Raw genomic sequence first — 12,258 nt, forward strand, 5'->3', positions numbered from 1 at the left:
ATTGATGCTGTTAGCGCAAATTTCCGATACCCACTTCCGCAGCCACGGCCAGAAGCTGTACGGCTTTATCGACGTTAATGCCGCCAACGCCGACGTGGTTTCCCAGCTCAACGCCCTGCAGGAGCGTCCGGACGCGGTGGTGATCAGCGGCGATATCGTCAACTGCGGCCGCCCGGAGGAGTACGAGGCAGCCCGCCAGATCCTCAGCGGCCTGAACTATCCGCTGTATCTCATTCCCGGCAACCACGACGATAAAGCGCTGTTTCTCGAATACCTGCATCCGCTGTGCCCGCAGCTCGGCAGCGACCCGCAGAACATGCGCTACGCGGTGGACGATTTTGCCACCCGCCTGCTGTTTATCGACTCCAGTCGCGCCGGCACCTCCAGCGGCTGGCTGACCGACGAGACCATTAAATGGCTGGAAGCCCAGCTGTTCGACGGCGGCGATAAGCCAGCGACGGTGTTTATGCACCATCCGCCGCTGCCGCTGGGTAACGCCCAGATGGACCCCATCGCCTGTGAAAACGGCTATCGCCTGCTGGCGCTGGTGGAGCGCTTCCCGTCGCTGACGCGCATTTTCTGCGGCCATAACCATAGCCTGACGATGACCCAGCACCGCCAGGCGATTATCTCCACCGTGCCGGGAACCGTCCATCAGGTGCCCTATTTCCACGAAGATACCCGCCCGTACTACGACCTGTCGCCGGCCTCCTGCCTGATGCATCGCCTGGTGGGCGAGCAGTGGGTGAGCTACCAGCACTCGCTGGCGCACTATGCCGGGCCGTGGCTGTATGACGAAAACATCAGCTGCCCGACGCAAGAGCGCTAATCACGATGCTGAGTCTGCAAAATATCACCAAACGCTTCGACGGCAAGCCGGCCCTCAGCGCCCTGTCGCTGGATATTCACGAAGGCGAGTTCGTGGTGCTGGTTGGCCCCTCCGGCTGCGGCAAAAGCACCCTGCTGCGCCTGCTGGCCGGGCTCGATCGGGTCAGCGACGGTGAAATCTGGCTCCACGAGCAGAACATCACCGATATGTCGCCGCGCGAGCGCAACTTCGCGATGATCTTCCAGAACTACGCCCTGTTTCCGCATCTGTCGGTGCGCGACAACATCACCTTCGGCATGAAGGTGCGCAAAGAGGAGAAGGCCAGCTGGCAGCCGCGGGTGGATAACGTCGCGCAGATGCTGCAGCTGGACGCCCTGCTGGATCGCAAGCCGGCGAAGCTCTCCGGCGGCCAGCGCCAGCGGGTGGCGATGGCCCGCGCCATCGTGCGCAATCCGCGCCTGTTCCTGATGGATGAGCCGCTCTCCAACCTCGATGCGCGCCTGCGCAGCGAGGTGCGCGACAGCATTATGGACCTCCACCAGCAGTTGAAAACCAGCACCGTCTACGTCACCCATGACCAGACCGAGGCGATGTCGATGGCCGACCGCATCGTGGTGATGAACGCCGGCCACGTGCAGCAGGTCGGGCGCCCGGAGCACCTCTACGCCCACCCGGCCAATCTGTTCGTCGCCGGATTTATCGGCTCCCCGGCGATGAATCTGCTGTCGCTGCCCTGCGCCGACGGCGAGGTGCGGCTCGGCGAGCTGCGCCATCCGCTGCCGCCGGGCTATCGCGACGAGTCCCGCGTCTGGCTAGGCCTTCGCCCGGAACACATCAGCGATCGCGTGGAGGAGGGCCACCTGCGCCTCTGTGCCACCGTCCTGCAACGAGAGCTGATGGGGGCCGATTACCTGCTCCACGTCAGCACCCCCATCGGCACCCTGCGCTTTAGCCGCCGCCATCGCGGCGCGGTGCCGGAGAAAGGCGACTCGCTGCTCCTCGGCTTCTCGCCCGGGGATATTCATCTTTTTCATGCTGAGCAACAGCATAATTTAGCGCCCGCTCATCAGGCGCTTACTCCAGGAGATTGACCATGCTTAAAACTCTGACAGCGGTCGGGCTTTCGCTCGCGCTAAGCGGCGCAGCGCTGGCGAAAGAGAAGATCGATTTCATGTTCCCGGCACCGGTAGACGGCAAGCTGACCATGGAGATGACTCGCGTCATCAAGGCCTTTAACGACTCGCAGCAGGACGTCGAAGTGCGCGGGATCTTTACCGGCAACTACGACACCACCAAGATCAAAGCCGAGTCGGCGCAGAAGGCCGGGCAGCCGCCGGCGCTGGTGATCATGTCCGCCAACTTCACCACCGACCTCGCGCTCAAGGATGAGATCCTGCCGATGGACGAGCTGTTCAAATACGGCGACCAGAAGGCCGGAGATTTCCTGGTCAAAGAGTTCTGGCCGGCGATGCACAAAAACGCCCAGGTGATGGGCACCACTTACGCCATTCCGTTCCATAACTCGACGCCGATCCTCTACTACAACAAAACCCTGTTCGAGCAGGCCGGGATCAAGCAGCCGCCGCAGACCTGGGCCGAGCTGCTGGCGGATGCCAAAAAGCTGACCGACGAGAGCAAAGGCCAGTGGGGCATTATGCTGCCGTCCACCAACGACGACTACGGCGGCTGGATCTTCTCGGCGCTGGTGCGCGCCAACGGCGGGAAGTACTTTAACGAAGACTATCCTGGCGAAGTCTATTACAACGCCCCGACCACCATCGGCGCCCTGCGCTTCTGGCAGAACCTGGTCTATCAGGACAAGGTGATGCCCTCCGGCGTGCTCAACTCGAAGCAGATCAGCGCGTCGTTCTTCTCCGGCAAGCTCGGGATGGCGATGCTGAGCACCGGCGCCCTGGGCTTTATGCGCGAAAATAGCAAAGACTTCGAGCTCGGCGTGGCGATGCTGCCGGCCAAAGAGCAGCGCGCGGTACCGATAGGCGGCGCCAGCCTGGTGAGCTTTAAAGGCATTTCCGACGCGCAGAAAAAGGCGGCCTATCAGTTCCTCACTTACCTCGTCAGCCCGCAGGTCAACGGCGAGTGGAGCCGCTTCACCGGCTACTTCTCCCCGCGCAAAGCGGCCTACGATACGCCGGAAATGAAGGCCTATCTGCAGCAGGACCCGCGCGCGGCCATCGCCCTGGAGCAGCTGAAATACGCCCATCCGTGGTACTCCACCTGGGAAACCGTCGCGGTACGCAAGGCGATGGAGAACCAGCTGGCGGCGGTGGTCAACGATGCGAAGGTCACCCCGGAAGCGGCGGTCGAGGCCGCGCAGAAAGAGGCCGATGCCCTGATGAAGCCCTACGTGGATAAAACCGCGCTCGCCGAGATAAAGTAAACCCCCGCCTCGTCGCCCGCCCGGTCGCACCGCGCCGAGCGGGCGACGAGGAGTTTTCACCCCAGCCGTTTGATTTTTCAGCGTAAAAAAGGTACTTTTTCACCCTCTCCCCGCGCGAATGGTCGTACATAATGCCTATTATTCAGTCTGTTGAACGTGCCTTGACGATCCTCGATCTGTTTAACGACCAGGCGAAGGAGCTCAAAATCACCGACATCAGCAAGCAAATGGGCCTGAGCAAAAGCACGCTCCATTCGCTGCTCAAAACCCTGCAGCTGCACGGCTATATCGATCAGAACCCGGAAAACGGCAAATACCGCCTCGGCATGAAGCTGGTGGAGCGCGGCCACTTTGTGGTGGGCTCAATGGATATCCGCCAGAAGGCGAAGGGCTGGCTGACGGAGCTCTCGCAGCATACCGGGCAGACCACCCATCTCGGTATTCTCGACGGCCGCGAAGGCGTCTATATAGAGAAGATCGAAGGCCGGCTCGCCGCCATCGCCTACTCGCGCATTGGCCGCCGCCTGCCGGTGCACGCCACCGCCATCGGCAAGGTGCTGATTGCCTGGCTGAGCGACGCCGAGCGGGATCCCCTGCTCGATGGCTATCACTACACCGCCTTCACGCCCGCGACCATCACCTCCCGCGAGGCGCTGCTGGATGTCCTGGCGCAAACCCGCGCCCGGGGCTACGCCCTGGACAGCGAAGAGAACGAACAGGGCGTGCGCTGCGTGGCGGTACCGGTGTGGAATCATGAATCGCGGGTGATTGCCGCGCTGAGTCTCTCCACCCTTACCTCACGGGTGGATGACGACGAGCTCACCCGCTACCGGCTGCAGCTGGAAGAGGCCGGGCGCCAGCTGTCAAAAGCGCTGGGCTACCCGGCCTGATGGCCTACGCCTCTACCGGCAGGTAGCGGAAGTAGTCAAAATCAGCGTAGCAGCCGTCGCCGCTGATGTCCTCGCAGTGCAGGCCGACAAACGCCCCGGTAAAGAACCCGCGGCCGCCGATATAGTCGTCCGACAGCTTCCACGCCGCATAGTCGACAGGCACCCGGTGCCAGTTCTCGCCGTCAAACGAATAGCTATAGCGGTACACCAGGTGGTCGACGTCCACCCGCAGCCACACGCTCTGCGCCTCGTCCGGCACCGGGATCGGCTGCTCGTGCAGCGGCCAGGAAGGCACGTTGTGGTCGAGCTGCAGCACCTTCAGCGTTCTGCCCCGCCCCTCTTCGAAGTCGACAAAACAGTAGCTCCAGTTTTTGGTGTTGTAATAGCAGGTTAAACCGGCGCTCTGCTGGAAGTTCTCCGGCGCGAACTCCATCCGCGTTTCGGCGCGGAAGGCAAAGTGCTGCCAGCGCCGCGCCACGGTGGACTGGGTAAAGGTGGAGTTAAGCGAATCGTTGCCGTACAGGCGCAGATAGCCCGGCCGGGCGCTGAGGGAGCCGAGCGTCTCATCGAAGGGAATGCGCAGGGTTTGCAGCTCCGGGTCGAGGGCTGCGCCGTCGAACTCGTCGCACCACGCCGGCTCTGCCGCCGCTTTGCTTTCCGTCATCTGCGGGCCGGGCACCGTCAGCGCCGCGTGCTTGCCGCCCTCGATGACCGGCCAGCCGTCGCGCCAGGCGACGGGCGTAATGCCGGTTTCACGCCCCAGCGAGCAGTAGCCGCGCCCGCCGGACGCCAGCAGCGGCACGCCGGGCAGGCGCTGCGGGCGGCTGACGAGGTACGCCATATACCACTCGCCGGTATGCGTCTCCAGCAGCGAACCGTGGCCGCTTTTCTGCAGCGGGTTCTCCGGCAGGTGCCAGCTGCTCATCAGCGTCACCTCAGGAGAGAGCTCGTAGGGTCCGTCGATATTTTTCGCCCGCAGCACCACCACCGCGTGCTCGTAGCTGGTGCCGCCCTCCGCCACCAGCAGGTAGTACCAGCCCTCTTTGCGGTACAGGTGCGCCCCTTCGGTATAGCGCAGGTCGGTGCCGGTAAACAGGGTTTTGCGCGTCGGCGACAGGGTTTGCGTCTGCGGGAAGTACTCCTGCATGACGATAGTACAGTGCGGATCGCTGTGGTGGCGCGGCCCCCACGGGCGATAGATGTAGTATTTGCGGCCATCGCTATCGTGAAACAGCGACGGGTCAAACCCGCCGTTGCCCATCGCAATCGGCTCGCTCCACGGGCCTTCGACGGACGGAGCGGTCACCAGATAGTTACGGCCGTTTTTCCACGGCGAATCAACGATCTTCACATCGGTATACAGCAGCCAGAACAGGCCGTCGGCGTAGCTCAGGCACGGCGCCCAGATACCGCCAGAGTCAGGGTTGCCTTTCATATCCAGCATCGACACGCGGTCCAGCGGCGTACTGACCAGCGACCAGTTTTTCAAATCCCGCGAGTGGTAAATGCGCACGCCCGGAAACCACTCAAAGGTGGACGTCGCGATGTAGTAATCCTCGCCCTGCCGGCACAGCGACGGGTCGGGGTTGAAGCCGGTCAAAATCGGGTTAGTAATCGTATACATATTGTCTCCCTCTTAATTGGATGCGGCGGCCGCGGCGGCAGGAACATCTTCACTCTGCGCCGCGCGATGCTTAAGCAGCTGCTGGCTGATGGCCTCAACGCGCTCATCGCTCAGCTTGTAAAGTGAGAGCATGATGAACATGCCGACGTAGAGCACCACCGGCACCACGCAGAACAGGATTTTAATGGTGGTGAGCACTTCCACCGGCTGCACGCTGCTGCTGGCGGAGTAGTTCACAAAGGCGAGAACCCAGCCCACCACCGCGCCGCCGATCGCCAGGCCAATCTTCAGGCTGAACAGATAGGTGGAGAACACCAGGCCGTCGAGGCGGCGGCCGCTGCGGCTCTCTTCGTAATCCACCACGTCGGAGGCCATCAGCCACTGCAGCGGCGTGGTGGTGTTAAAGATGAACAGGAAAACGATGTTGAGCGCGAAAATCAGCGCAATATGTTCGGCAGGGATAAAGAACAGCAGCAGGCTTAACAGCGAATAGACGACGATAATTCCTTTGAAGGCCTTCACCCGATCGAAGCGCCCCAGCAGGCGCGACGAGGCCAGCGAGCCGAACATGGTGGCGATGCTGCCGTACAGCAGAAACTGCATCGCCATCTCCGGGTGATCCATTACGTATTTGACGAAGTAGAGCGTCGCCCCGCCGCGCACCACGTTGGAACAGGTCGCCATCATTTTGAAGGTGCACATGATCCGCCACTGGGTATTGCCGAACAGCAGCCGGAGATCTTTCATCACCGAGGCGCCCGGCTGTACCTCAAAGGTGTAGCGCTCTTTGGTGGTAAAGAAGCAGACGTACAGCAGCACCACGCCGGTCAGCCCCAGCACGCACATCGCGCCAAAGTAGCCCACCTGCTCGTTGCCCTTGCCGATGATCCCCACCAGCGGCAGCGCGATACCGCTGATCGCCAGCGATCCGGCGGCAGCAAGGAAAAAGCGCCACGACTGCAGCGTGTGGCGCTCTTTCGGATCGGCGGTGATCACCCCCGGCATCGCACAGTAGGGCACGTTGACGAAGGTGTACACCAGCGTCAGCAGGATATAGGTGATGCTGGCATAGATGATTTTACCCTGCGCGGAGAAGTCCGGCGTGTAGAAGGTCAGCATGCAGACGAGGCCAAACGGGATCGCCCCCCACAGCAGGAACGGGCGGAACTGACCGTGGCGGGTACGGGTGCGATCCACCAGCAGCCCCATCAGCGGATCGGTGACGGCATCCAGCACGCGCGAAACTAAAAACAGCGTGCCCATCACCCCGGCGGAGAGCCCAAAGACGTCGGTATAGAAATAGGCCAGCAGGAACATCGTTGCCTGCCAGACAAAGCCGCAGGCGGTATCACCCAGCCCGTAGCCAATTTTATCTTTCATGGTTAATTGCATATTTATCCCCAACCCCAAAGAGTGGAATGATGCAAACGTCAGGGGCCTGAAGAGGGCAAAAAAATACCCGCTGCGTCGTCAGGAAAACACCCGTGATGCGTGTGCCTAATTCACGTTTTCGTGTTAACAGAGTGTAATAAGCTGCTCGTTTTTACGGCAATGACCATTTTTAATTTATGAATTATGTTTTTTGGTTTTTGTGATTGCGGTCGGTATAAATCGAAAACTGAAAAAATATTTTTAGCTTTTATTTTTTAATGGCTTATTAAATAATAAACCCCTCTAAAAATAACCTTTTTAGGCCAATGAAAATTCGCCCGCGGAATATGTTCCGCAGGCTAAAATTAACGCTTAATTATTTATAAGCCGAGGGCTTTTTTACCGGCGTTAATAACCTCAATAATTTTATCAGTATCATAAATACAGCCTTTCCAGGTGCCGCCGCTCACCGACTGCAGCGCGGCCCAGAGCCGCGTATCGTCCGGTAAAAAATCGTGAGGGTGCAGATCCGGATGCGGCGCTCTCGCCGCCAGCGCCAGGGCGCCCTCTTCCGGCGTCAGGCGCGCCTCCGCCGTGCCGATAAAGTTCACGCTGCCGGTCAGGGCCAGGCGGTCAACCACGATCTCGATAATGTCGTTATCGCGCAGCCTGCCGATGGGCCCGCCCGCCAGCGCCTCGGGCGCGACGTGGCCAAAACAGGCGCCGGTCGAGACGCCGGAGAAGCGCGCGTCGGTGATCAGCGAAACCGTTTTGCCCCACGAAACGTGCTTCAGCGCCGAGGTGAGCTGGTAGGTCTCCTCCATGCCGGTGCCGGACGGCCCGCCGCCGATCACCACCATGATATCGCCCCGCTCAATCTCGCCGTTTTTAATCGCCCCGATCGCCCGCGCTTCAGAGACAAATACCCGCGCCCGGCCGGTGTGGCGATACACGCCGTCGTCGCCCACCACCGACGGGTCGATGGCCGTGGCTTTGACGACCGACCCTTCCGGCGCGATGTTGCCCACCGGGAAGGCCACCGTCGAGGTGAGCCCTTTCGCCCTGGCGCGCTCCGGCGGCAGGATCACGTCATCCGGATCGACGCCGTCCTGCTCCAGCAGGCACTGGCGGAACTTCTGCCGACGCTCAGAGGCCTGCCACCAGTCGAGGTTTTCCCCGACCGTCTGGCCCGTGACCGTCATGGCGTCCAGGTGCAGCAGGCCAAGATCGCGCAGGTGCAGCATGACTTCCGGCACGCCGCCGGCGAGGAACGCGCGCACCGTCGGATGATAGTCCGGGCCGTTGGGCAGCACGCTGACCAGCCGCGGGACCTTGCGGTTGATCCGCGTCCAGTGGTCAACGTCGGGAATGGTGCAGCCCGCCGCGTGGGCAATGGCCGGAATATGCAGCAGCAGGTTGGTCGAGCCGCCAAACGCGGCGTGGAGCACCATCGCATTTTCGATAGCCTTATCGGTCAGGATATCGCGGGTGGTAATGCCGCGATTATCCAGCTCGCTCACCGCCCTTGCCGACTGGCGGGAGATCTCCAGCCACACGTCCTGCCCGGACGGGGCCAGCGCCGAATGCGGCAGCGCCATGCCCAGCGCCTCCGCCACCACCTGCGAGGTGCCGGCGGTGCCTAAAAACTGGCAGCCGCCGCCCGGCGACGCGCAGGCGCGGCAGCCGAGTTCCGCCGCTTCCTGCAGCGACAGCTCGTGGTTGGCGTAGCGCGCGCCGATGGTCTGTACCTTTCCGGCATCCTCGCCAAAGGTTGGCGGCAGCGTCGCCCCGCCGGGTACGAGGATCGTCGGCAGATTATGCATCGCCGCCAGGGCGATCATCGTTGCCGGCAGCCCCTTGTCGCAGGTGGCGACGCCGATCACCGCCCGCCGGGTAGGCAGGGAGCGGATCAGGCGGCGAAACACGATCGCCGCGTCGTTGCGGTACGGCAGGGAGTCGAACATCCCGTGGGTGCCCTGGGAGCGCCCGTCGCACGGATCGCTGACGAAGGCGGCGAAGGGAATGCCGCCGTTGCGGGTGATCTCCTTTGCCGCCGCCTGCATCTGCAGGCCAATCTCCCAGTGCCCGGTATGGTAGCCCAGCGCGATCGGCCGACCGTCGCCGGCGCGAATGCCGCCCTGGGTGCCGACGATCAGCACCTCTTTGCCCGTCAGCTTGTTGGCGTCCCAGCCCATACCGGCGTTCTGCGTCATGCCGAACAGGTTGCCGCTCGGCGACTCCATCAGCATCTGCGGCGTCAGCGGCAGCGCGCCCTGAGGGCCAGCGGCGTGGGTGGTGACCGCATAGAATGCATCGTCCTGCGGGGTGAAAATCTTGTCGATAGTCATCGTTTTTTTCCGTATCAGCAGAGCTTGAGCCGTTGCAGCAGCGCTTTGAGCTGCGCCTTGCCCGCCTCATTCAGCGGCGAGGCCGGCGGCAGCACGTGCGTTGACAGCGGCCGGCCGCACAGGACTGTCGCCTCTTTAATGACGTTCACGAACGGCGTATCGAGCTGGTAGATCTGCGGGATTTGCAGCAGCGTCTGATGATAGTGCGCCGCCTGCGCCAGGTCGCCGTCGCGGAAGGCCTGCAGCAGCTTAACCGACAGCTGCGGCGCAAAGTTAGCGCTGGCCGAGATCGCCCCGTCGCCGCCCAGCAGCAGCGTATTGAACAGGTGATCGTCGTAGCCGCAGAGCACCGAGAAGTTCGGGTGCGCCGCCTTTACGGTCAGGATCATGCTGCGCAGATGGGCCACGGAGTCGATGGTGTCCTTGATGCCGACGATATTGCTGCGCGAATCCGCCAGGGTTTTGACCAGCGCTGGCGTCAGGTCCTGGCCGCTGAGCGTCGGGAAGTTATAGAGAATAACCGGCAGCGTCACGCAGTCCGCCACCTGCTGGTAGTAGCGGATCAGGTTCTGTTCCGACACTTTCCAGTAGTAGGGGTTAATCACCACAATGCCGTCAGCCCCTTCCGCCTGCGCGTGCTGGCTGAGCGCTATGGTCTCCCGCGCGTTGGTGCCGCCGGTGCCAATCAGAACCGGCACCCGCCGATCGACGTGGCCGATAGCGAATGCCGCAACCGCTTTACGCTCTTCGGTGCCGAGCTGCGAGAACTCCCCGCCGCTGCCGAGGAAGAACAGGCCGTCAACGCCCGCGGCGATCGTATCGTCGATAAGCGCCGCGAAGCCCGGCTTATCAAGCTGGCCGTCGGCGGTAAAGATGGTGGAAACAGGCGGAATAATCCCCGAGAACTGCACGGTCTGCTGCATGAGATCTCCTTGCTGAAGCATTGCTCGCTATTTTTGTTCTACATTGTAGAACAGCGTTCGTTTATTTAACGATCATACTATGCTGCCGGGAAAGGGAAGGTAAATGGGGTTGCGGACGTAAGTGCCGGTTTTTCAGGCTGGATCACATAATGCTGCAACGGCGCTGATCTATCGCCCCGCTCAGCGCAGCGGAGGCGGAGAAAATCCTCAATACGCGGCAAACTCTGCTTTCATCAGGCGCAATACGGGCGGGGAAAATGTCGAAGATAGCGCGCGGCGCCGGTGCGGACTACAGGAGCGCGGGCCCGCAGGCCCGTCTCCCCGCCAGGCGCCGGGCCTGACGGGATTCGTTGGATTAACGCTGGCTTAGGCCTTATCCGCCTGGGATTCGGCCCACACCTTACGCGCGGCCTTGCGCTCTTCGCTGGTATCAAGCCGGTCCTGCAGATAGTGCTCAATCTGCTCGAGGCTGCGGTTGCGGGTTTCCGGCACGCATTTAATGACGAACAGCGCGCCAAACACGCCGATCCCGGCGAAGATAAAGAAGGTTCCGGAGAGGCCAATCCACGACAGCAGGATCGGGAAGAAGAGCGAAATCATGAAGTTGGCGATCCACATTGAGAACACCGCCCCGCCCATAAAGATCCCGCGCAGGCGGGTGGGGAAGATCTCCGACAGCAGCAGCCAGGTCACCGGCGACAGCGCGCCCTGCTGGAAGCTGAGGAACAGCAGCATGCCCACCAGCACCATATAGGCCCGCAGCGCGTCCGGCTGGCCGTTGACGGTTTCCGGCAGCAAATAGCTCACCGCGCCGATAAACACCAGGCAGGCGGTACAGCCAAACTGGCCGATCATGGTCATCGTCCGGCGGCCAATTTTACCCAGCATCCAGATGCCGACAAAGGTCATCAATACCGACACCACCCCGTTGGCAATGGTGGCAAACAGCGCGGCGTTATCGCTCATCCCCACCGACGTCAGCACCGTTGGCGCGTAGTACATAATGGTGTTTACGCCGGTAAGCTGCTGAATAACGGCAATACCGATACCAATCATAAACAGCTTAAACAGCCACGGAGTCATAATTTCGCGGAACCGCGGCTTGCCGAGACTGCGCTGCTCATCGAGCGTTTCGCTGATCTCCATCAGCTCCCACTCGACGTCCTCTTTGCGGCGAGTGCGCTCCAGAACCCGACGCGCTTCCGCCAGGCGCCCCTTCATCGCGTACCAGCGCGGCGAATCCGGCATAAACATCATGCCAAACCACAGCAGTACGGCGGGCAGTGTGGCGACCGCCAGCATCCAGCGCCAGGTACTCTCCCCGCCCCATACGGCGTGGAAGCCAGCGTTCGAGATATAGGCCAGCAGCTGGCCCGAGACAATCATCAGCTCCTGCAGCGTCACCAGCTGCCCGCGCTTGTTCGCCGGCGCCATTTCGGCGATATAGACCGGCACGGTTGCCGCCGCGCCGCCAACCGCCACGCCGAGCACCAGGCGAAAGAAAATCATCCAGTTAACGTCGGGCGCCAGCGCGGTACCGATGGCGCCAATGGCGAAGATAACCGCCAGCCAGAGGATGATTTTCTTTCTACCCGCCGCGCTGGCCATATAGCCGGAAAGCAGCGCGCCGAACGCGGCACCGAACAGCAGCGAGCTGGTCACCAGGCCGGTGGTGAACGGGGTGAGATGCAGCTCATTGCCCATAAACAGCAATGCGCCGGAGATAACGCCGGTATCGTAGCCGAACAGCAAACCGCCGAGCGTTGCTATCAGCGCAACGACTTTCACAAACGGCGTGGTCGGGGCGTCGCTATTGGGCCCCGAGGCCCTGTTGAGGGTGAGATATTGTTCCTTTGACATAAAAGACTCCAGTAA

General features: G+C 61.7%; 9 protein-coding genes. 4 read left to right on the forward strand and 5 right to left on the reverse strand.

The window, feature by feature from the left end; all coding sequences use genetic code 11:
* The first annotated feature begins 4 nt into the window (after positions 1 to 4).
* From HCK03_RS23540 to HCK03_RS23555, 4 genes are all read left to right on the forward strand, one after another.
* A complete protein-coding gene (locus tag HCK03_RS23540) occupies positions 5 to 829 on the forward strand; it encodes a phosphodiesterase (protein WP_041143814.1) in 825 nt (274 codons plus the stop codon).
* Between the two features lie 5 nt (positions 830 to 834).
* Entirely contained in the window at positions 835 to 1,920 is a 1,086-nt protein-coding gene (locus HCK03_RS23545) for an ABC transporter ATP-binding protein (RefSeq protein WP_041143813.1), read from the forward strand.
* A gap of 2 nt (positions 1,921 to 1,922) precedes the next feature.
* Complete coding sequence (locus HCK03_RS23550) at positions 1,923 to 3,227, forward strand: ABC transporter substrate-binding protein (RefSeq protein ID WP_135185279.1); 1,305 nt, start codon at positions 1,923 to 1,925, stop codon at positions 3,225 to 3,227.
* 131 nt (positions 3,228 to 3,358) lie between these two features.
* Complete coding sequence (locus HCK03_RS23555; protein ID WP_041143811.1) at positions 3,359 to 4,117, forward strand: IclR family transcriptional regulator; 759 nt, start codon at positions 3,359 to 3,361, stop codon at positions 4,115 to 4,117.
* Positions 4,118 to 4,121: 4 nt separating this feature from the next.
* Here the strand turns inward: HCK03_RS23555 and HCK03_RS23560 are convergent, their stop codons facing one another.
* From HCK03_RS23560 to HCK03_RS23580, 5 genes are all read right to left on the reverse strand, one after another.
* Complete coding sequence (locus HCK03_RS23560) at positions 4,122 to 5,741, reverse strand: glycoside hydrolase family 43 protein (RefSeq protein WP_115193700.1); 1,620 nt, start codon at positions 5,739 to 5,741, stop codon at positions 4,122 to 4,124.
* Between the two features lie 12 nt (positions 5,742 to 5,753).
* On the reverse strand, positions 5,754 to 7,133 hold the full coding sequence (locus HCK03_RS23565) for a glycoside-pentoside-hexuronide (GPH):cation symporter (protein ID WP_041143809.1): 1,380 nt from the start codon (positions 7,131 to 7,133) through the stop codon (positions 5,754 to 5,756).
* 359 nt (positions 7,134 to 7,492) lie between these two features.
* Positions 7,493 to 9,460 (reverse strand): YjhG/YagF family D-xylonate dehydratase, encoded by a 1,968-nt coding sequence (locus HCK03_RS23570; protein WP_041143808.1) that lies wholly within the window; start codon positions 9,458 to 9,460, stop codon positions 7,493 to 7,495.
* A 14-nt stretch (positions 9,461 to 9,474) separates the two neighbouring features.
* Complete coding sequence (locus HCK03_RS23575) at positions 9,475 to 10,383, reverse strand: dihydrodipicolinate synthase family protein (protein WP_115193701.1); 909 nt, start codon at positions 10,381 to 10,383, stop codon at positions 9,475 to 9,477.
* Positions 10,384 to 10,749: 366 nt separating this feature from the next.
* On the reverse strand, positions 10,750 to 12,243 hold the full coding sequence (locus tag HCK03_RS23580) for a sugar porter family MFS transporter (protein ID WP_041143806.1): 1,494 nt from the start codon (positions 12,241 to 12,243) through the stop codon (positions 10,750 to 10,752).
* Between the last annotated feature and the right edge of the window lie 15 nt (positions 12,244 to 12,258).

The sequence above is a fragment of the Klebsiella terrigena genome, from assembly GCF_012029655.1.
Taxonomy (GTDB): domain Bacteria; phylum Pseudomonadota; class Gammaproteobacteria; order Enterobacterales; family Enterobacteriaceae; genus Klebsiella; species Klebsiella terrigena.

Coding starts and splice junctions, on each gene's coding strand:
- HCK03_RS23575 (WP_115193701.1), bottom strand. CDS start 10,383: ATGCAGCAGACCGTGCAGTTCTCGGGGATTATTCCGCCTGTTTCCACC.
- HCK03_RS23555 (WP_041143811.1), top strand. CDS start 3,359: ATGCCTATTATTCAGTCTGTTGAACGTGCCTTGACGATCCTCGATCTG.
- HCK03_RS23570 (WP_041143808.1), bottom strand. CDS start 9,460: ATGACTATCGACAAGATTTTCACCCCGCAGGACGATGCATTCTATGCG.
- HCK03_RS23540 (WP_041143814.1), top strand. CDS start 5: ATGCTGTTAGCGCAAATTTCCGATACCCACTTCCGCAGCCACGGCCAG.
- HCK03_RS23580 (WP_041143806.1), bottom strand. CDS start 12,243: ATGTCAAAGGAACAATATCTCACCCTCAACAGGGCCTCGGGGCCCAAT.
- HCK03_RS23565 (WP_041143809.1), bottom strand. CDS start 7,133: ATGCAATTAACCATGAAAGATAAAATTGGCTACGGGCTGGGTGATACC.
- HCK03_RS23545 (WP_041143813.1), top strand. CDS start 835: ATGCTGAGTCTGCAAAATATCACCAAACGCTTCGACGGCAAGCCGGCC.
- HCK03_RS23550 (WP_135185279.1), top strand. CDS start 1,923: ATGCTTAAAACTCTGACAGCGGTCGGGCTTTCGCTCGCGCTAAGCGGC.
- HCK03_RS23560 (WP_115193700.1), bottom strand. CDS start 5,741: ATGTATACGATTACTAACCCGATTTTGACCGGCTTCAACCCCGACCCG.